Annotated in this window: 18 protein-coding genes and 1 pseudogene; 18 read left to right on the top strand and 1 reads right to left on the bottom strand. The window is 64.1% G+C overall.

Annotation, left to right across the window (positions count from 1 at the left end):
- Window positions 1-70: 70 nt before the first annotated feature.
- From OUZ52_RS00095 to OUZ52_RS00075, 5 genes and pseudogenes are all read left to right on the top strand, one after another.
- Window positions 71-826 carry a DeoR/GlpR family DNA-binding transcription regulator gene (locus tag OUZ52_RS00095; RefSeq protein WP_266156272.1) on the top strand — a complete coding sequence of 252 codons (756 nt, stop codon included), beginning with the start codon at window positions 71-73 and terminating at the stop codon, window positions 824-826.
- Window positions 827-1,020: 194 nt separating this feature from the next.
- On the top strand, window positions 1,021-1,173 hold the full coding sequence (locus tag OUZ52_RS00090) for a hypothetical protein (protein ID WP_266156271.1): 153 nt from the start codon (window positions 1,021-1,023) through the stop codon (window positions 1,171-1,173).
- Window positions 1,174-1,319: 146 nt separating this feature from the next.
- Window positions 1,320-2,417, top strand: coding sequence for a homoserine dehydrogenase family protein (locus tag OUZ52_RS00085; protein WP_266156368.1), 1,098 nt, complete (start codon window positions 1,320-1,322; stop codon window positions 2,415-2,417).
- Window positions 2,414-3,394, top strand: coding sequence for a homoserine kinase (locus OUZ52_RS00080; protein ID WP_266156270.1), 981 nt, complete (start codon window positions 2,414-2,416; stop codon window positions 3,392-3,394). The genes OUZ52_RS00085 and OUZ52_RS00080 overlap by 4 nt, the downstream gene beginning before the upstream one ends.
- Window positions 3,391-4,694: pseudogene (locus OUZ52_RS00075) on the top strand (pyridoxal-phosphate dependent enzyme). Before OUZ52_RS00080 ends, OUZ52_RS00075 begins: the two are co-directional and overlap by 4 nt.
- Window positions 4,695-4,733: 39 nt before the next feature.
- On the opposite strand, the gene OUZ52_RS00070 reads toward OUZ52_RS00075, so the two are convergent.
- Window positions 4,734-5,309 (bottom strand): hydrolase, encoded by a 576-nt coding sequence (locus OUZ52_RS00070; RefSeq protein WP_266156269.1) that lies wholly within the window; start codon window positions 5,307-5,309, stop codon window positions 4,734-4,736.
- Between the two features lie 75 nt (window positions 5,310-5,384).
- Between OUZ52_RS00070 and OUZ52_RS00065 the strand changes: the two genes are divergently transcribed.
- The 13 genes from OUZ52_RS00065 to OUZ52_RS00005 all read left to right on the top strand — a co-directional run.
- Window positions 5,385-6,011, top strand: a complete 627-nt coding sequence (locus OUZ52_RS00065; RefSeq protein ID WP_266156268.1) for a TetR/AcrR family transcriptional regulator — start codon at window positions 5,385-5,387, stop codon at window positions 6,009-6,011.
- Window positions 6,012-6,374: 363 nt separating this feature from the next.
- Window positions 6,375-7,997, top strand: a complete 1,623-nt coding sequence (locus OUZ52_RS00060) for a 2-isopropylmalate synthase (RefSeq protein WP_266156267.1) — start codon at window positions 6,375-6,377, stop codon at window positions 7,995-7,997.
- On the top strand, window positions 7,994-8,929 hold the full coding sequence (locus OUZ52_RS00055) for a branched-chain amino acid transaminase (RefSeq protein WP_266156266.1): 936 nt from the start codon (window positions 7,994-7,996) through the stop codon (window positions 8,927-8,929). The genes OUZ52_RS00060 and OUZ52_RS00055 overlap by 4 nt, the downstream gene beginning before the upstream one ends.
- Window positions 8,926-10,338: a 3-isopropylmalate dehydratase large subunit gene (gene leuC, locus OUZ52_RS00050; RefSeq protein WP_266156265.1), complete on the top strand. Its 1,413-nt coding sequence runs from the start codon at window positions 8,926-8,928 to the stop codon at window positions 10,336-10,338. The genes OUZ52_RS00055 and leuC overlap by 4 nt, the downstream gene beginning before the upstream one ends.
- On the top strand, window positions 10,335-10,919 hold the full coding sequence (gene leuD / locus OUZ52_RS00045; protein WP_266156264.1) for a 3-isopropylmalate dehydratase small subunit: 585 nt from the start codon (window positions 10,335-10,337) through the stop codon (window positions 10,917-10,919). Before leuC ends, leuD begins: the two co-directional genes overlap by 4 nt.
- Window positions 10,916-12,013 carry a 3-isopropylmalate dehydrogenase gene (leuB, locus tag OUZ52_RS00040; RefSeq protein ID WP_266156263.1) on the top strand — a complete coding sequence of 366 codons (1,098 nt, stop codon included), beginning with the start codon at window positions 10,916-10,918 and terminating at the stop codon, window positions 12,011-12,013. Before leuD ends, leuB begins: the two co-directional genes overlap by 4 nt.
- A gap of 182 nt (window positions 12,014-12,195) precedes the next feature.
- Window positions 12,196-13,902, top strand: a complete 1,707-nt coding sequence (gene ilvD, locus OUZ52_RS00035) for a dihydroxy-acid dehydratase (protein WP_266156262.1) — start codon at window positions 12,196-12,198, stop codon at window positions 13,900-13,902.
- On the top strand, window positions 13,899-14,906 hold the full coding sequence (gene ilvC, locus OUZ52_RS00030; protein ID WP_266156261.1) for a ketol-acid reductoisomerase: 1,008 nt from the start codon (window positions 13,899-13,901) through the stop codon (window positions 14,904-14,906). Before ilvD ends, ilvC begins: the two co-directional genes overlap by 4 nt.
- A 97-nt stretch (window positions 14,907-15,003) precedes the next feature.
- A complete protein-coding gene (ilvB, locus tag OUZ52_RS00025; protein WP_266156367.1) occupies window positions 15,004-16,866 on the top strand; it encodes a biosynthetic-type acetolactate synthase large subunit in 1,863 nt (620 codons plus the stop codon).
- A gap of 78 nt (window positions 16,867-16,944) precedes the next feature.
- Complete coding sequence (ilvN, locus tag OUZ52_RS00020) at window positions 16,945-17,193, top strand: acetolactate synthase small subunit (protein WP_266156260.1); 249 nt, start codon at window positions 16,945-16,947, stop codon at window positions 17,191-17,193.
- The gene (gene ilvA / locus OUZ52_RS00015) at window positions 17,190-18,782 is read left to right on the top strand and encodes a threonine ammonia-lyase, biosynthetic (RefSeq protein WP_266156259.1); all 1,593 of its coding nucleotides are present in this window, start codon (window positions 17,190-17,192) and stop codon (window positions 18,780-18,782) included. The genes ilvN and ilvA overlap by 4 nt, the downstream gene beginning before the upstream one ends.
- Before the next feature lie 705 nt (window positions 18,783-19,487).
- Window positions 19,488-20,051, top strand: a complete 564-nt coding sequence (locus OUZ52_RS00010) for an RNA polymerase sigma factor (protein ID WP_266156258.1) — start codon at window positions 19,488-19,490, stop codon at window positions 20,049-20,051.
- Between the two features lie 6 nt (window positions 20,052-20,057).
- The coding region (locus OUZ52_RS00005) for a DUF4880 domain-containing protein (protein WP_266156257.1) at window positions 20,058-20,484 on the top strand (427 nt) is incomplete at its 3' end.

Below are 20,484 nucleotides of genomic sequence, written 5' to 3'. Positions count from 1 at the left end.
GTAGACAATCGGCGGGCAGATACCGTATCGTGCAATCTCGTGCAATTTCAAGAATTATCGTGCAATCGCCATGCTGACCTCTCATCGCAAGCAAGCTATCCTCGGCGCCCTCAAGCGCGACGGCCAGGTCGTGGCCAAGACGCTTAGCGAAGGTTTTGGGGTGTCCGAAGACACCGTCAGGCGGGATCTGCGCGAGCTGGCCGCCGAAGGGCTGCTTCAGCGCGTGCATGGCGGCGCGCTGCCGGCCTCACCGGCGGCAGCGGATTTTGCCCAGCGCGAACACATTGCCACGACGGCCAAGATGGCGATTGCCCGCGCCGCCGCGCAAATGATCCAGCCCGGACAAATCGTCATCCTGGATGGCGGCACCACAGCCGTGCAGCTGGCACGTCAACTGCCGACCACCTTGCAGGCAACGGTGGTGACGCACAGCCCCAGCGTGGCGGTGGTGTTGGCCGAACATGCAGGCATCGAGGTGGTGTTGATCGGCGGACGGCTGTTCAAGCACTCGGTGGTCGCGGTCGGTGCGGCGGCGATCGAGGCGATCAGCCATATCCGCGCCGATATGTATTTCATGGGTGTCACCGGCGTGCACCCCACCGCGGGGCTGAGCACCGGCGACCTGGAAGAGGCTTACGTCAAACGCGCGCTGGCCGCGCAAGCAGCAGAAACCGTGGTGCTCGCCTCGTCGGAAAAACTCCACACGGCCTCGGCCTATGTGGTCGCGGCCGCCACCGCCGCCAGCAGCATCGTGGTCGAAAAAGCGACCCCGGTGGCGCTGACCGATCCTTTCGTCGCGCTCGGTATCGACATCGTCCTCGCGTAAGCCTGAGTGCTTACGTCGCCGGCTCGATGCCCCCTCAACGCACGCCCATGCGCGACCCGGCCAGGCACGGCATGGCACCGACGAATAGGCCGAAAATCCAGCTGCCAAGCCAGATCTGCCAGCGCTATCGCGTCACCCAAACTTCACAATAAAGTTGTTGACCGCAGCGCAACAATCGATCTATGGTCAGGCCTATGTCACCGATCACTTCGCCAGCCATGATGTTTTCCGCACCGGTTCACACCGGGCGTATGGCGTTGCGTATCGGTTCCATGCTCACCACCGCCACGACTACCACCACGACCACGATTACCACCGTGTCGGGGTGGGTGTCTTTGCGCGAATAGCTTCTTCCACGCAACGGCCCCGCCCTCGATGAGGCGGGCCGGCACACTCCGATACCGCCACAACGAGCACGGGCCCCCAGACCGGAGGCAATACCGTGAACGTCAGTGCACCGCAATCACTTGAAGCATCGCTACCACCGCATGCCATGGCGCTGCCGGTGACTACCACTCGTCGCCGTAGCTTGGCCGTGGGCCTGATTGGCCCAGGCCGCGTCGGCAGCGCTCTGCTCGATCAATTGCGGGCGACTCAACCTCGGCTGGCACGCGCCGGACTGGAGCTGAAGCTTTGCGGCGTCGCCGCCAGCAAGCGGATGTGGCTGGACAGCGACGACCCGGAACTCAATGGCCGCTGCGATAGCGCGCAAACCTGGCGGCCAAGCGATTTAAACGAATTTGCCGCCCATGTACTCGGCATCGACGGCCGCCATGCGCTGTTGATCGACTGCAGCGCCAACGATGCCGTCGCCTCGCATTACGCCACCTGGCTGACTGCCGGCCTGCATGTGGTCACGCCGAACAAGCTGGCCGGCAGTGGCTCGCTAAGCCGTTGGCAGGCGATACGCGCCGCCTGCGCGGGCGGCATGCGTTTTCGTTACGAGGCCACGGTATGCGCGGGTTTGCCGGTGGTGCAGACGCTGCGCGACCTGCTCGATACCGGCGACGAACTCACCTCGGTCGAGGGCATGTTCTCCGGCACCCTGGCCTGGCTGTGCAATCGTCATGACGGTAACCAACCCTTCTCTGCGCTGGTCCGCGAAGCACATGCCCTGGGCTATACCGAGCCTGACCCGCGCGACGACCTCTCGGGCATGGATGTGGCGCGCAAGCTGGTGATCCTGGCGCGCGAGGCGGGCTGGCCGCTGTCGCTGGAAAACGTCGAAGTACAAAGCCTGGTACCGGCTCATCTGGCTGCGCTGGCGGTGGATGAATTCATGGAGCGGCTGGAAGAACTCGATGAGCCGATGGCAGCGCGGCTGGCTGAAGCGCGCGCGCAAGGCGGCGTGCTGCGTCATCGCGCGCATCTGGATGCCCACGGTCATGCCAGCGTGAAACTCACCGTGCTGCCCAACGGGCACCCGTTCGCGCATACGCGGCTCACCGACAACGTGGTGCAGTTCAGCACCCGCCGTTATCGCGATAACCCGCTGCTGGTGCAAGGCCCTGGCGCCGGCCCGGAAGTGACGGCGGCGGGTATTTTTGCCGATGTGCTGCGCATTGCCGAAGGGCTGGAGATCCGGTCATGAATGCGCAACTGCAAGAACCGGGCATGCCGGGAGCGCAGCCGGCTCTCTCCGCCCATGCGGTGGCTTACGCCAGCGTCGCCAATGTCGCGGTGGGCTTCGACATCCTCGGTCACAGCGTGGCCGGCCCCGGCGATCGCGCCGAAGTACGTCGCATCGCCGAGCCCGAAGTACGCATCGCCGCCATCCACGGCTGCGGCGATACCTTGCCGACCGATCCGCGCCGCAACACCGCCGGCATGGCCCTGCTTGCGCTGCGCAAAGCGCTTGGCCTGCGCCATGGTTTCGAGCTGGTCTTGCACAAGGGCATTGCGCTGGGCTCGGGCATGGGCGGTTCGGCCGCCTCGTGCGTGGCGGCCTTGATCGCCGCCAATGCCTTGCTGGAACGCCCGCTGCCGCGCGAATCGCTTTACGGTTTCGCGCTCGAAGGCGAAGCCGTCGCCAGCGGCAGTCGCCATGGCGACAACCTCGGCCCGATGTTGCTTGGCGGCCTGGTATTGGCGACGCGCGAACGCCTGCTGCGCCTGCCCGTGCCCAGCAGTTGGCATTGCGCCCTGGTGCATCCGCACCTGGTGCTGGAAACGCGCAAGGCGCGCGCCGCGCTGGCCGGCGATTTCGCGCTCGCCGATGTCGTTGCTCAAAGCGGTAATCTCGCGCTGGTCCTGGCCGGCTGTTTTCGTAGCGACGCCGCACTGGTGCGCGAGGGCCTCAAAGACGTACTGATCGAACCGCGCCGCGCGCCGCTGGTGCCTAACTTCGCCCGCGTGAAACAAGCTGCATTGGATCATCACGCCCTGGGCGCTAGCATCTCCGGCGGCGGCCCCAGCGTGTTCGGCTGGTATGAAAACCGCGACGATGCGCAGGCTGCCGTCACTGCCATGGCAGCCGCATTCGCCGAAGCGGGTCTGCCCAGCGATGTCCTGGTGTCGCCCATCGACGGCCCGGCAGCGCACCTTATCGAAACGGAAGCACTTGCATGACCGAGCCTTTGCTTTACCACAGCACCCGCGGCGCGCATCCGGCCGTACGTATCGATGAAGCCATCGCTGCCGGACTCGCGGCAGACGGCGGCCTTTATGTACCCGAGGCGCTGCCGCGCCTCGATGCGGCGGCATTCGATCCCGAAGCCAACCTGGCCAGCACGGCGACGACCCTGCTTACCCCCTTCTTCGCCAACAGTTCGCTGGCCGCCGCACTGCCATCGATCTGTGCAAAGGCCTTCGATTTCGATGCGCCATTGCGTGGGTTGCCGCGACGCCCCAATGCTGCGGCACTGGAACTGTTCCATGGCCCCAGCGCGGCGTTCAAAGATTTCGGCGCACGCTTTCTGGCCGCGTGTTTCCAGCAGCTGCAGCGCGTACAAGCTCCGCCTGCGCAAGAGCCGCCGCTGACCATCCTGGTCGCCACCTCCGGCGATACCGGCGCCGCCGTGGCCGCCGCGTTTCATCGCCAGCCCGGTGTGCGCGTGGTGATTCTGTATCCCGATGGACGGGTCTCGCCGCGCCAGGCGCATCAACTGGGTTGCTTTGGCGACAACGTGCAAGCGCTGCGCGTGGACGGCTCGTTCGACGACTGCCAACGCATGGTCAAGACCATGCTCAACGACGGCTCGCTGCAGGCACAGTTGCCCTTGTCATCGGCCAACAGCATCAGCCTGGGCCGGCTATTGCCGCAGATGAGCTACTACGCCCATGCAATCTCGGCAATGCGCTGGCTTGCTTGTGGGTACGCGAGATCGGCCTGCCGATCGGGCGCATCAAGTTCGCCTGCAATGCCAACACCACCCTGCCCGATTTCTTCAGCGGCGCCGACTACACGCCACGGCCCGCCGTCGCCACCCTGGCCAATGCCATGGACGTGGGCGCCCCGAGCAACTTCGAGCGACTGCGCTGGACGCTGCCGCACGAAGACGAATTGCGCGCCGCCCTGCAGGCACACAGCGTGGACGACGACACCATCCGCGCCACCATCGTGCAGCACGCCAGTGAGGGCGATGCATGGTTCTGTCCGCATACCGCTACGGCGATGCGCTTGCTCGACCTTGAGCCGGTGGATGGCGAGCCATGGGTGGTGGTCGCCACCGCCCATCCGGCCAAGTTCGAAACGGTGCTGCAACCCTTGCTCGGCTACGCGCCGCCGATTCCCCCTGCATTGAACGCCATGCTGCTGCGCCCGGCTGCGGCCGAGCCGCTGGCCGCCAGCGAGGCGGCGTTGCGCGAATGGCTGCTGCGTTCCAGCCCGACCGTGCCGTTACGACGGGAAAAGACCAGCGCTGCCTGAATCAAGTGGCCTCCCCAGCGAAGGGAGGCCACGGCAACATCAGCTCAAGGCTTCCAGCACCTGCTCGGTCGAACGCACCAGGCCCAATCGCGGCATGATGTTATCGACCGAGAACCGATGCATCTCGGTGTTGACGGCGCTCATGGCATCCTCGACCAGCACCTGAGCGTAACCAAGCTCCCATCCCACACGAGCGGTGGACTCTACGCCCTGATTGGTGGTGATGCCGCCCAACACGATGCGCTGAATGCCGCGCCGGCGCAGCTGCAGATCCAGCTCAGTGCCATAGAATGCCCCCCACTGCCGCTTGACGATTTTGATGTCGCTATCGGCCACGGCAAGCTGCTCGGGGAAATCCCACCAGTTGGCCGGCAAGCCACCCGGCGGCAAGGGCGGCGGGCGATCGGTCGGCTGGCGCAAGGCATCGGCAAAATCAGCGGCATAGCCGACGCGCACCAGGATTACCGGCGCGCCGAGCTCGCGGAAGCGTGCGGCCAGCGAAGCTGCCCGGGTGAATACTTCAGTGGCGGTGTGCGGGCCACCGGCAAAACCGGCAATGCCCATTTGCAGATCGATCAGTACCAGCGCCGTCGTACGGGGATCAAGCTTTTCCATCGAATTCTCCAGCCTGCGTGTTACAAGAGACGAAACCAGAAATGTGAGGACAACCTCACTTAGGAGTTTATGAGGATGCCCTCACAAAAAACAATCCCGCAAGTTCGTTCGCCGCAGCGAAAACGCGGCCGCGAGCGTGTGGCCGCACTGCTGGACGCCGCCGCACTCTGCTTTGTCGAGAAGGGTTACGACGCCAGCACCATGACCGAGATCGCCGCCCGGGCCGAGGCTTCGATCGGTTCGCTGTATCAGTTTTTTCCGACCAAGGAAGTGCTGGCCCAGGCCTTGATGGCCGAGCACAGCAAGGTGCTGTTCGCGCGCATGGATCGTCTGGACAGCCGGGCCGCCAGCTGGAATTCGGATGAACTCGCCGCGCGGCTGATCCGCCTTTTCGTCGACTTCCGTCGCAAGCATCCATCCTTCGCCGTCTTGGTCGAGGCACATGCCGCAGCCTCCGCCGAACAGGGGCCGGGGATCCGCCAGGAGGTCCGTGATCGCTTGTGCAGCATTTTGCACAACCATCTGCCGACGCATCCGCTGCCGTCGTTGCGTGCACCGGCCATGGTGGTACAGCAATTGATGAAAGCCGCCGTGGCTTTGCAAATCGAGTCATCCACGGCCACTCGCCATGCCGCGCAAACCCAGCTGCGGCGCGCCTTGCAGCTCTATCTGCATGACCTCGCCAGACACGCATCGCCCTGATCGTGAAATGAGTCTGGACATCTGGACGTCCGGACGTGAAGGAATCGACAAGAACAAAGAATTTCAAAAGTAACTGTTGACAAGCCCCCACAAGCCCCTTTACGTTCGACCACATGACGCAGCGCAACAGCCACAGCAGCATCGCCGAAAGGAACCGTCTCGTAACGGTCGCCGGCCTTCTGCGTCTGCGCAGCCAGCTTCTTATTTCCCTCGTACTCGTACTCCTTATTACCAACGGGGGTGCGGGCTGAGGGCATGTGTACAGGTAACTAGAAACTGACCTGAATACTCCTAAAGAACCCCGCACCCGGAAACGGATGCGGGGTTTTTTTATGCCTTCGACCACACCCAAACGGAGCCAGCATGGAAACCAGCAGCACTCAATCCGACGATGGCGTAAGCGCGAGTAGCGCCGAGGCCGATCGCGTACGCATCTTCGACACCACCTTGCGTGACGGTGAACAAGCGCCCGGCTTTTCGATGGATCGCCGCGCCAAGCTACGCCTGGCGCAGGCCTTGGAGGCACTGGGAGTCGACATCATCGAAGCGGGCTTTCCGCAAGCCTCGCCGGATGATTTCAACGCCGTGGCCGAAATTGCCCGCACGCTGAGAACACCGACCATTTGCGGCTTGTCGCGCTGTGTTCCCGGCGACATCGACACCACCGGCCGGGCGCTGGAATCCGCCCGCCACTCGCGCATTCACCTGTTTCTCTCTACCAGCCCGCTACATCGCGAACACAAGCTGGGCATGAGCAAGGCGCAGGTGCTCGACACCGCCGTGGCCTCGATCGAACGCGCCCGCGCGCTGTGTCACGAGGTGGAATTTTCCGCCGAGGATGCCACCCGTACCGAGCCCGAGTATCTGGTCGAAGTGTTCAGTGCCGCGGTAGCCGCCGGCGCCACCACGCTGAATGTGCCCGACACCGTCGGCTATACCACCCCCGCCGAAATGGCCGAGTTGTTCACCTATCTGCGCCAGCACGTCAAAGGCGCCGAGCGGGTGATCTTCTCTACCCACTGCCACGACGACCTGGGCATGGCGGTGGCCAACAGCCTGGCCGCGATCAGTGCCGGCGTACGCCAGGTGGAGTGCACCATCAACGGCATCGGCGAACGCGCCGGCAATGCCTCGCTGGAAGAAATCGTGATGGCGCTGAAAGTGCGCGCGCCGCATTTCGGCGTCGATACCCGCATCGATACCCGCAAGCTGTATCCGACCTCGCGGCTGCTGACCCAACTGACCGGCCAAAGCGTGGCGCGCAACAAGGCGGTGGTCGGCGACAACGCCTTCGCGCACGAGTCGGGCATCCACCAGCACGGCATGCTCAAGCATCGCGGCACCTACGAAATTATGCGGCCGCAGGATGTCGGCATTGCCGAAACCAAGCTGGTGCTTGGCAAACATTCCGGTCGCCATGCGCTGCGTTCGCGCTTGCAGGCGCTGGGGCACGAGGTGGAAGAAAGCGCCATGGATGGCATCTTTGCGCGCTTCAAGGCCTTGGCCGACAAAAAGCGCGAAGTACACGACGAAGATCTGGAAGCCATCGCGCTCGGCCACGATCCCGATCTGGCCGGCCCTTGGCGCATCGTGCAATTGCAGGCTCACTCCAACGTCACCGTGGCGCATCGCGGCAGCGCCTCGGCCTCGGTCAAGCTAACTCACGACGACGGCCGCGAAGTCGGCGAAGCCGCCATCGGTGACGGCCCGGTGGACGCGGTACTGCGCGCCATCGAACGCGCCACCGGCGCCAGCCTCGAACTCACTCATTTCCAGGTACGTGCCGTCAGCGAAGGTGGCGATGCCCAAGGGCAGGCCCAGCTGATCGCACGCTATGCCGAGCGCGATTGGCGCGGCCACGGTGTCAGCACCGACATCGTCGAAGCCACCGCACTGGCCGCGCTGGCCATCGTCAACCGCATCGAACGACAAACCCCGGCACCCACCCTCGCCCCCGCACTACAGACGCAAGGAGTTACTGCATGAGCACGCCCTTCCTCTGGCACAACGGCCACATCAAGCCTTGGACCGAGGCCACCGTCCACGTCAGCACGCACGCGCTGCATTACGGCTCCTCGGTATTCGAGGGCGAGCGCGTTTACGCAACCCCGCAAGGCCCAGCCTATTTTCGCCTCGCCGACCATACCCGCCGGCTATTCGAATCAGCCAAGGTGTATGAGATCGAGATCGGCTACAGCGAAGAAGACATCAACGCCGCCTGCCTGGAACTGATCCGCGTCAACCGCATGAAGTCGGCCTACGTGCGCCCCATCGTGTTTCGCGGCGCCGGTGGCCTGGGTGTTTTGCAGAAGACCGGCGCGCCGGTGGACGTGGCGATCATGGCGCTGGACTGGGGTGCTTATCTGGGCGAAGCCGCTGAGCGTGGCGCCGATGTCTGCGTGTCGTCCTGGCAGCGTCCCGCGCCGAACACCGTGCCGAGCTGGGCCAAGGCCGGTGGCAATTATCTCAACAGCCAGTTGATTGGTCTGGAAGCACGGCGTGGCGGTTACGACGAAGGCATCGCCCTGGGCCACAACGGTTTACTCAGCGAAGGCGCCGGCGAAAACGTGTTCGTGGTCAAGCGCGGCAAACTGCTGACCCCGCCGGCCAGCGCCGGCATCCTCGCCGGCATCACCCGCGAAACCGTGATGATGCTGGCCGCCGACCTGGGCATCCCGGTGGAAGAGCGCGAACTGCCGCGCGAGGCGTTGTACAGCGCCGACGAAGTGTTCATGACCGGCACCGCCGCCGAGATCACCCCGGTGCGCTCGGTGGATCGCAAAGCCGTCGGCAGCGGTAAACCCGGGCCGATCACCAAGACCTTGCAGCAAGCCTTTTTCGGTTTGTTCGATGGCCGCACCGATGACCGCCATGGTTGGCTGACACCGGTGCAAAGCCTTGAGCAGGAGGCCGCATGAGCGCGCGCACCTTATTCGAAAAACTCTGGGATGCGCATATCGTCGCGCCCGAAAGCCCCGACACCCCGGCGATTCTCTATGTCGACCTGCACCTGGTGCACGAAGTCACCTCGCCGCAGGCATTCACCGAGCTACGCGAGCGCGGCCTGAAACTGCGCCGCCCCGATCGCACGCTGGCCACGCTGGACCATTCCACGCCGACCCTGCCCGCAGGCAGCAACGGTGAGCGGCCGTATGCGAATGCCGAAGCCAAGGCACAAGTGGCCATGCTGGAGTCGAACTGCCGCGAATTCGCTGTCGAGCTGCATGGCTGGGACAGCGCCGATCGCGGCATCGTCCATGTGATCGGCCCAGAGCTGGGCGCGACGCAGCCTGGCATGACCATCGTCTGCGGCGACAGCCACACCTCCACCCACGGTGCGTTCGGCGCGCTGGCTTTCGGCATCGGTACCACCGAGGTCGGCCACGTGATGGCGACACAGTGCCTGTTGCAGCGCAAGCCGAAGACGCTGGCGATCCATGTCGACGGCCCCTTGCCACATGGCGTCGGCGCGAAAGACCTGATCCTGCACATCATCGGCGAGATCGGCGTGGACGGCGGCACCGGTTATGTCATCGAGTATCGCGGCGCGGCCATCGAAGCGATGTCGATGGACGAGCGCATGACCATTTGCAACATGTCCATCGAAGCCGGTGCACGCGCCGGCTTGATCGCCCCCGACGATGTCACCTTCGAATGGCTCAAGGGACGTCCGCGCGTACCACACGCCACCGCGTGGGATGCGGCCGTCACTCGCTGGCGCGCCCTGCGCAGCGATGCGGGCGCCCGCTACGACCGCGAAGTGCATATCGACGCCAGCCAAGTGCGCACCACCGTCACCTACGGTACGCATCCGGGCATGGCCATTGCGCTGGACGCACCGGTACCTGCCGCACGCAACGCGCAAGAACACCGCGCGCTGGATTACATGCAGGCCAAGCCGGGCCAGCCGATGCGCGGCATGCCGGTGGATGTGGTCTTCGTCGGCAGTTGCACCAATTCGCGCCTGAGCGATCTACGCGAAGCAGCGCAGGTATTGCGTGGCCGACGCGTCGCCGCAGGCGTGCGCATGCTGGTCGTGCCGGGCTCTGAAGCGGTTCGCCGCGATGCCGAGCGCGAAGGCTTGCATCACGTATTCACCGAAGCCGGCGCGGAATGGCGCGTGCCCGGTTGCTCGATGTGCATCGCGATGAATGGCGACTTGGCCCAGCCGGGCCAACTGGTGGTGAGTACCTCCAATCGCAATTTCGAGGGGCGCCAAGGCAAGGGCGCGCGCACCGTACTGGCGAGCCCCGCCACCGCGGCGGCCTCGGCGCTGGCCGGTGTGATTGCCGATGCACGCGAGTACCTGACGGAGGCCGCCGCATGAAACCCATCACCCGCATCCATTCACGTACCGCCGTGCTGGCGGACGAGAACATCGACACCGACCGCATCATTCCCGCGCGCTTTCTCACCACGACCGAGCGCGCTGGCCTGGGCAAGTTGTGTTTTCACGATTGGCGTTATCAAGCCGATGGCAGCGATAACCCGGCGTTTCCGCTGAATCAGCCGCAAGCGCGCGGCTGCTCGATCCTCGTGGCGGGCAGCAACTTCGGTTGCGGCTCGTCGCGTGAGCACGCGCCCTGGGCCTTGCTCGATTACGGCATCCAGGCCGTGCTGTGCAGCGAAATCGCGGACATCTTCCGCAACAACGCCTTGAAGAACGGTTTGCTGGCGATCCTGATCGCCGAGGCCGAACACCGCTGGCTGCTCGACCACCCCGGCATCGAACTGACCATCGACGTGCGCGAGCAATACATCGCGCTGCCCGATGGTGGACGCATCCACTTTCAGCTGGAGCCCTTCGCCCGTCACTGCCTGCTCAACGGCGTGGACCAGCTTGGCTATCTGTTGCAACACGCCGAAGCCATCGGCGCCTACGAACATACCCATCAGGAGGCTGCATGAAAGCTCACATCGTCACCTTGCCCGGCGATGGTGTCGGCCCGGAGGTCACCGCCGCCGCGGTAGCCGTACTCGAGGCCGTCGCCGCGCGTTACGGCCATGAATTCAGCTTCGACGAACAAGCCATCGGTGGCTGCGCCATCGATGCCTTCGGCGAACCGCTGCCCGCCGCCGCACTTGCCGCCTGCAAGCAGGCCGATGCGGTGTTGCTCGGTGCGGTGGGTGGCCCGAAGTGGTCCGACCCGAATGCGCCGGTGCGACCCGAACAAGGCTTGCTGGCCTTGCGCGCCGCCTTAGGCGTGTACGCCAATCTGCGTCCGCTGCAGGTGCATCCGGCATTGGCGGCGTTGTCGCCGCTGAAAAACGAAAAGCTGAAAAACGTCGATGTGTTGTTTGTGCGCGAACTGACCGGCGGCGCGTATTTCGGCGCCAAGACGCGCACCGCCGATACCGCCACCGACGAATGCAAATACACCGTGGCCGAAGTCGAGCGCGTGGTGCGCCGCGCCTTCGACCTGGCGCGCGACCGCCACCGGCATGTCACCTCGGTCGATAAGGCCAACGTGCTGGAAACCTCGCGCCTGTGGCGCAGCACCGTGCAACGCATCGCCGCCGACTATCCGGACGTGAAAGTGGAGCATCAGCTGGTCGATTCGATGGCGATGCTGTTGCTGACCCAGCCTTCACGCTACGACGTGGTGGTGACGGAGAATTTGTTCGGCGACATTCTCACCGACGAAGCCGCCGCGCTGGCCGGCTCGCTGGGCCTGCTGCCCTCCGCGTCGCTGGGTGAGGGCCGCAACGGTTTATACGAGCCGATTCACGGTTCCGCCCCGGATATCGCCGGGCAGAACGTAGCGAATCCGACCGGCGCGATTCTTTCGGCCGCGATGTTGTTGCGGCACTCCTTGCAGCTGGAAGCCGAGGCGGCAGCCATCGAGGCGGCCGTCGACCAGGTGCTGAGTCAGGGCCCGCACACCCGCGATATCGGCGGTCAGGCCAGCACCACGCAACTGCGAGATGCCGTATTGGCAGCTTTCGAGGAGCACGCCGACACGGCCGAAGCTTTTTTTAGCGGTGCGCGTGCATGCGGCTAGGCATGCCCGCGCTTTTCTCCTCGCTGCTTCCTCAGCCAGAGGAAGCAGCGGCCCCGTTTGTTCCCCCCTGCGTGCCCATGGAGCCCAAGCGATGAGCGTCCCACCCCTAGCCTCATCCCTTCCCTCCACCCTCCAACACGCAGGGGGGACATTCCTCATTCGTTTCTCAACTGAGATAACTCATGCGCAGTGACCTCATCAAAACCGGCCCCGATCGTGCGCCGGCCCGTGCCATGCTGCGTGGCACCGGGCTGGACGACGAAGCCATCGCCAAACCCCTGGTGGCGGTGGTGCATACCTGGTCCAACGTCAGCCCATGCAATCTCAATTTGCGCGAACTGGCCGAACACACCGCCGCCGGCATTCGCGCCGCGGGCGGCACCCCGATCGAGTTCAACACCATTGCAGTCACCGATGGCATCGCCATGGGAACCCCCGGCATGCGTGCCTCGCTGATCAGCCGCGAGGTCATCACCGACTCGATCGAGCTGGCCGTCGACGGTCACTGCCTGGATGCCATGGTGGTGCTGTGTGGCTGCGACAAAACCATTCCCGCGGCAGCCATGGCCTTGGCCCGGCTGAATATTCCCGGCGTGGCCTTGTACGGCGGCAGCATTGCCCACGGCACCCACGACAACCATCCGATCACCATCCAGCAAGTCTTCGAAGCGGTCGGTGCGCATGGTGCGGGCAAGATCGACGACGCCGAATTGACCTCGGTCGAGCGCGATGCCTGCCCCGGCGCCGGTGCCTGCGGCGGCCAGTTCACCGCCAACACCATGGCCATGGTGCTGACCACGCTAGGCCTGTCACCGATGGGCTTTAACGATATCCCGGCCACCCATCCGGCCAAGGCGATGGCAGCCTTTCGCTGCGGCGAATTGGTGATGGAATGCCTGCGCGCCCAGCGCACACCGCGCGAACTGCTTACCCGTAGCTCGATGCGTAACGCCGCGCGCATGGTCGCCGCCACCGCGGGCTCGACCAATGCCGTGCTGCATTTACTGGCGATTGCCCGCGAAGCAGGCGTGCATTGGACGCTGGAAGATTTCGAACCCGCCTCCAAGCACACGCCGGTCATCGCCGACTTGATGCCAGGCGGCCGTTACACCGCGGTGGAATTGTTCGGCGCAGGTGGCAGCGGACGCGTGACGCAAGAGCTGATCGCCGCCGGCATGCTCGACGATACGCCGACCATTACCGGCCGCAGCCTGTTCGAAGAGGCCGCCGCCGCGCCCCGTGCCGAACAGCAAGACGTGGTGCACCCCGTCGCCAAGCCGCTGAAACCGCGTGGCGGCTATTCGATTCTTTACGGCAACCTGGCCCCCGAAGGCTGCATCCTCAAGCTGGCCGGCAAAGGCAGCAGTCACTTTGAAGGCAAGGCACGGGTCTTCGAAAGCGAAGAACTGGCCTTCGCCGCCGTGCAAGGCGGCAGCATCGCCAAGGGCGACGTCATCGTCATTCGCAACGAAGGCCCGGCCGGCGGCCCCGGCATGCGCGAAATGCTTGGCGTCACCGCCGCCTTGATCGGTCGCGGTCTCGGCGATGACGTCGCGCTGATTACCGATGGCCGTTTCTCCGGCGCCACCCACGGCTTCATGGTTGGCCATATCGCCCCCGAAGCGGCACGCGGCGGCCCGATTGCCTTGTTGCAGGACGGCGACCGCATTCGTATCGACGCTGATCATCGCGAGATCGCCACCGACGCCGACCTGGTCGGCCGCCGCGCGCACTGGAAAGCCCCTGCACCGAAGGTTTCACGCGGCGCGCTCGCCAAGTACGCGCGCCTGGTCGGCTCCGCATCTGACGGTGCCACCACGCATCCAGATACCGCTGTCAGCACCCCCAAACACATCCACACCACGGCTACCGAAGGAGTTACCGCATGACCACTACTGACACGCTCGCCAAGGCTCGTATCGCCGTACTCGGCTACGGCAGCCAGGGCCGCGCCCATGCTCTCAACCTGCGCGACTCCGGTCTGGATGTCGTCGTTGGCCTGCGCAAGGGCGGTCCCTCCTGGGAACGTGCGCACGCCGAAGGTTTCCACGTCGCCGAACCGGCCGATGCCGTGCGCGACGCCGACCTGATTGCCGTGCTCACCCCCGACATGGTGCAGCCGTCGCTGTATCGCGAGGCGATCGAGCCGAACATCAAGCCGGGCGCCGCCCTGTTGTTCGCGCACGGTTTCAATGTGCATTTCAAACAGATCCAGCCGCGCCACGATATCGACGTCGTGCTGGTCGCGCCCAAGGGCCCCGGCGCGCTGGTGCGGCGCGAGTATGAAATCGGCCGTGGCGTGCCCTGCCTGTTTGCGGTCTATCAAGACAGCAGCGGCCACGCCGAAGCCAAAGCCAAAGCGTATGCCGACGGTATCGGCGGCGGCCGCGCCATGCTGATCGAAACCGATTTCAAAGAAGAGACCGAGACCGATCTGTTCGGCGAGCAGGCCGTGCTTTGCGGCGGTGCCAGCGAGCTGGTGATCAAGGGCTTCGAGACGCTGGTCGAAGCCGGCTACAAGCCCGAAATCGCCTATTACGAAGTGATGCATGAGCTGAAGCTGATCGTCGACCTGTTCTACGAAGGCGGCCTCAAGCGCATGCTGGAGTTTGTCTCCGAGACGGCCCAGTACGGCGACTATGTCAGCGGTCCGCGGGTGATCGACGACAGCACCAAGCAGCGCATGAAAGCCGTGCTGACCGATATTCAGGACGGCACTTTTGCGCGCAACTGGATTGCCGAACACCAGGCCGGCCTGCCGAACTACCAGCGCCTCAAGCAAGCCGATCTCGATCACCCGATCGAGCAGGTCGGCAGCAAGCTGCGCGCCCGCATGCCGTGGCTCAACGCGGGGCAGGCGGCCCCGGCCGCGCCGTTGAAAAAAGTCGGCTGATCGTTCTCGTGCTTTCGCGCCCTCGGTGACGGAACCATCGAGGGCACGAAAGTTTTCAAGTTTTTCTTACCTGAGGTAACCCGTGAGCACCTCCCCGATGCAAGCCATCGCAACACCCCATAACGACACCGCTACCCACCCACTCAACGAGCAAGTCATGAGCGGTGCCGAAGTCGTCGTACAGGTGCTAGCCGACGAAGGCGTCAAGGTGCTGTTTGGGTATTCCGGCGGCGCGATCCTGCCGGTGTATGACGCGGTTTTCCGCTACAACGCCACGCATATCGGCCCGGACGGCGGCGAACCGATGCCGCTCATCGTCCCTGCCAACGAACAAGGTGCCGGTTTCATGGCCGCCGGCTATGCGCGTGCATCGGGCCAGGTCGGCGTCGCCATCGTCACCTCCGGCCCCGGCGCCACCAATATGGTCACGCCCGTGCGCGACTCGATGGCCGACTCGATTCCGCTGGTGGTGATTTGCGGCCAGGTGCCGACCACCGCCATCGGCAGCGATGCCTTCCAGGAAGCGCCGGTCAGCAACATCATGAGCTCCTGCGCCAAACACGTTTTTCTGTTGACCGATCCGCAGCAGCTCGAGATCACCCTGCGCACCGCGTTCGAGATTGCCCGCAGCGGACGCCCGGGCCCGGTGGTCATCGATATTCCCAAGGATGTGCAGAACACCCCACTGCCTTTTCAAGGCCAGGGCCGCTTGCCGATACCCGGTTATCGCGCGCGTCTTCGCGCGATCGAACAAGCGCATGTCAGCGACGCTGATTGCGCCAGTTTCTTCGCTGCCTTCGAACAGGCGAAGCGCCCATTGATCTATGCCGGTGGCGGGGTGATTGCCGCCGGCGCGGCCAACGCATTGCGCCGTTTTGTCGACGCCTTCGGCGTGCCGGTGACCACCACGCTGATGGGCCTGGGCGCGTTCGACACCACCGAGCCGCTGGCTTTGCACATGCTCGGCATGCATGGCACCGCCTATGCCAATTACGCCGTGGAAGACTGCGATTTCATGCTGGCCCTGGGCGCGCGCTTCGACGACCGCGTGGCCGGCGTGCCCGACAAGTTCGCACCGGCTGCGCGCTTTATCGCTCAAGTCGATATCGATCCCGCAGAAATCGGCAAGGTCAAACCGGTGCAATGGCATCACGCCGGCGATCTCACGCGCACGCTGGAGCGCCTGCGCGAATACGGTGAACAGCATGGCTTTTCAAGCCACGCGCGGCAACGCCATGCCACCTGGCATCGGCATATTGCCGAGCTCAAGCGCACACATCCACTGAACTACGACCGCCAGCACGCGTTGATCCAGCCGTATGCGGTGATCGAGGAAATCAATCGGCACACCCAGGGCCGCGCCATCATCAGTACCGGTGTCGGCCAGCATCAAATGTGGGCGGCGCAATACTTCGACTTTCGCGAACCGCGCCATTGGCTCAGCTCCGGCTCGATGGGCACGATGGGTTTTGGCCTGCCCGCGGCGATCGGCGCGCAGTTCGCACGGCGCGATGCCATCGTCATCGACATCGATGGCGACGCCAGCATCCGCATGAATCTCGGCGAGCTGGAAACCGTCACCACCTATGGCCTGCCGGTGAAAATCGTGGTGTTGAACAACCAGGGCGACGGCATGGTGCGGCAGTGGCAAAAGCTGTTTTTCAAAGGCCGCTTCGCCTCTTCCGACAAAAGCCTGCACAAGAAGGACTTCATCAAGGCCGCCCAGGCCGATGGCTTCGAATGGGCGCGGCGGCTGGAGCAGCCGGAGGATCTGGTGGCGACGATTGCCGACTTTGTCGCCTTCGGCGGGCCAGCGTTTCTGGAAGTGATGATCGACCCTGATGCCGGCGTGTATCCGATGGTCGGTCCGGGGGCGACCTATGCCCAAATGATTACCGGTGACTTTATTCCCTCGCGCCTTGCGCCACTGGAAGGCGACGCGGCCAGCGATATGTTTTGAGTACACGCCGTCCCGCACACCGCGGGCCGGCGAGCCCACAGTCACCCAGGCGGTTACCGACGCGATACCGAGATGCCCATGAAACATACCCTTTCTATCTTGCTGCAAAACGAATCCGGCGCCCTGGTGCGCGTCGCCGGCTTGTTCGCCGCGCGTCATTGCAACATCGATGCGCTAACCGTAGCAGCGACCCAGGACCCTGCCGTGTCGCAGCTGACCCTGGTCATGCATGGCGCCGAGGCCACCGTGCAACAAATCATCGAGCAGACACGCAAGCTGGTCGACGTGATCGAGGTACACCGCGCGGCCGCAGCCACCCCGGCATGAATGCTCAGACTGTCGTCAACGCGAGGACAACGATCGCATCTGCCGCCGAGACCGCAGCAACGCTGTCCGACCATGAGCTGCTGCGCCGCACGCTGGCGGCGCGGGTTTACGAGGTGGCGCGCGAAACCTCGCTCGACTATGCGCCGCTGTTATCGACCCGGCTTGGCAACAAAGTCTTGCTCAAGCGCGAAGACCAGCAGCCGGTGTTCTCGTTCAAGCTACGCGGCGCCTATAACAAGATGGCCGGGCTGGATGCGGCCCAGCGCGCCCGCGGGGTGATCGCCGCTTCGGCAGGCAATCATGCACAAGGCGTAGCGCTCGCCGCAGCCCGTTTGGGCATTCGCGCGGTAATCGTGATGCCGATCACCGCGCCGTGCGTCAAAGTGGATGCCGTGCGGCGATTGGGCGGCCTGTCGGTAGATGTCGTGCTAACCGGCGATTCGTACAGCGACGCGCAAACCGCCGCTGCAAAACTGCAGGCGGAGCGCGGCTATACCTTTGTGCATCCGTTCGACGACATCGACGTGATCGCCGGGCAAGCCACCGTCGGCATGGAGATTCTGCGCCAGTATCCGGGCCCGCTGCATGCGGTGTTTGTCCCGGTTGGCGGCGGCGGATTGCTGGCCGGCGTAGCCGCCTATATCAAAACCCTGCGCCCCGATATCCGGGTGATCGGTGTACAGGCAGCGGATTCCGATGCGATGGCGCGCTCGCTGGAATACGGCGAGCGGATTGACTTGGATGAGGTCGGCCTGTTCGCCGACGGCACCGCAGTCAAGCGCGTCGGCGAACACACCTTTGCGCTTTGCCAGCGACACGTCGATGCCATGCTGCGGGTTGATACCGACGCCATCTGCGCCGCCATCCGCGACGTGTTCCAGGAAACCCGCAGCGTACCCGAGCCCGCCGGCGCGCTGGCCCTGGCCGGGCTCAAGCAATATGGCGCCGAACATGGCCCCTGCGATGGCGCATTGCTGGCGATCGTCTCCGGCGCCAATATGAATTTCGATCGCCTGCGTTTTGTCGCCGAGCGCGCCGAAGTCGGCGAGCAGCGCGAGGCGGTGTTTGCGGTAAGCATTCCCGAGGAGCGCGGTAGCTTTCGGCGCTTCTGCGCCGCGCTGGGCCAGCGCAATATCACCGAGTTCAATTACCGCATCGGCAATGCCGCGCAAGCGCATATCTTTGTCGGCATCCAGACCCAGGACCGCGATGAAAACGCCGTGCTCGCCGCCGCGTTTCACGAGCAGGGCTTTAGCGCGCTGGACCTGACCCATGACGACCTGGCCAAGCTGCATCTGCGCCATATGGTCGGCGGCCGTTCGCCGCTGGCGCATGACGAGCAGCTTTACCGCTTCGATTTTCCGGAACGGCCCGGCGCACTGACCCGCTTTCTCGGCCATATGCACCCCGACTGGAATATCAGCCTGTTTCACTACCGCAATCATGGCGCCGATTACGGCCGCATCCTGGTTGGCATCCAGGTGCCTGCCGACGAGCGCCCGCTGTTCCAGCGGTTTCTCGACACCCTGGGCTACCCCTATGGCAACGAGAGCGACAACCCCGCTTACCGGCTGCTATTGCGCGAATAGGCTTAGGCCGACGGACGGCTATATAACGCATCGTTATATATGTATGCGTGCCCGCGGCGAGCTCAGACACCTAATTGTCGTCATCGCTGAAATATCGTGCGCGGTCCTCGCGCGCCACCCGATGGACCTTCAGTGCTTCCGTGCAGGCCTGCCGCGCCGGCCTTAGCTGACCTCGAAGCCACCGGCCTGCCTCGCTTGAACACCTGCCGCCATGGCCCGGCTGCCGGACCCCGTCGATCGGCCAGCTGATCGCCTCCACGCATTACCGCGCTGCGCCCCGCCCTCCCGGATAAAGACGGCCAAGAGGTAGGGGGAACCGCCTCTGCTGCGTTTATTTGTTGGGGATTTCACGATTTAAGTTAAGTCACGATTCAAATTGAGGATATGGCCATCCATTCGACCCATTCATATCGCCATTCCAGCCGTAGACCCGATGCTGCGGTCACCGCTGGGGCGGCTACCGGTTCTCTTGCGCTGCACTCGGCACAAGAGAACGTTGCCTGCCTGGATGGCGGGCAGCGAGGTTCTCGCAATCCCCCCTGCGGGAACCGCCCCTACCATAGGGGCACCACCTCCCCCTCTGCGCCTCGGCGCATAGGGGGAGACTTTTATTGGTTACATCAGTAACTTATGCTATCCAACGCACCCTTCAACAATTGCGATACTCTCCCTGGCATCACGCTTTTTCGAGCACGGTATCAGGGCATGGGTCAACGTTTGGCCGAAGGCGAACAGCCGGAGGGATTTCCAGGTAGTGCAACCAGTTTCGATAGCTTCGTTCGTGAGCAGCGGGGAGCATTGATCGGTTTCTTGCGTCGTCGCGTGTCTTCCGAAGAAGACGCTCAAGATGTGGCGCAAGAAAGCTTTGTGCGATTGATCCGCTACCGCGAATACGCACCGGAGTCGTGGGGCTCTTTGCTTTATCGCATTGCGATCAATGCGCTCAACGATCGCGCTCGACGTGCACACACCCACCATACCGCCGACCATGTCAGCCTCGACGACAATGTCTTTGGCCTTCCATCCATGGATCAGGCACACGACCAACAGATCGAAACCCAGCAGGAGCTGGCGCGTGTGCAGAAAGCCTTGCTGGGGCTGCCCACTCGCTGCCGCGAAATCTATCTGCTGAACCGGATCGAGGGCATGAGCTACCCCGAGGTAGCCAAACACTGTGGCATCTCGGTGAAAGCTGTCGAAAAACAGATCAGCAAAGCGCTGGTGTTACTGCGCAAGCGCCTAAGTGAACATGGCATGGAGGCCATATAAATATTCATGAACATGTACTCCCCTTCCCTACCCAATACCGCCGAAGCGTGGCTGGCACGGCTGCACGCGCCCGACTGCAATCCACAGGAGCGTGAAGCGTTCGAGCGCTGGTGCGCGCAAAGTGCGGCCAATGCCCAGGCTTATGCGCAAACCGAGCGCCTGCATCGGGCCGCTGCCGCCTTAGCCGGCGACCCATTGCTGCGAGCTGCCAGCCTGGCGGCCCGACGCCATATCGCGCAACGCCGCGAGCGCCGTCGCCTGCTGTGGATTCTCGCGCCCAGCGCAGCGGCCGCCTGTCTGTTGCTTGCCTTTGGCGCCTCGTTTCTGTGGCGCCCTGCCACGACGACGACGCCATTGATCCAGCGCTACGCCACCACCACCGGCAAACCGCAAACGCTGCAATTGCCGGACGGTACGCGCATGACCCTGGACG

Source organism: Dyella silvatica (genome assembly GCF_026283955.1).
In the GTDB taxonomy this organism is placed as follows: domain Bacteria; phylum Pseudomonadota; class Gammaproteobacteria; order Xanthomonadales; family Rhodanobacteraceae; genus Dyella_C; species Dyella_C silvatica.
This window is presented reverse-complemented; position numbering and strand designations above follow the sequence as displayed.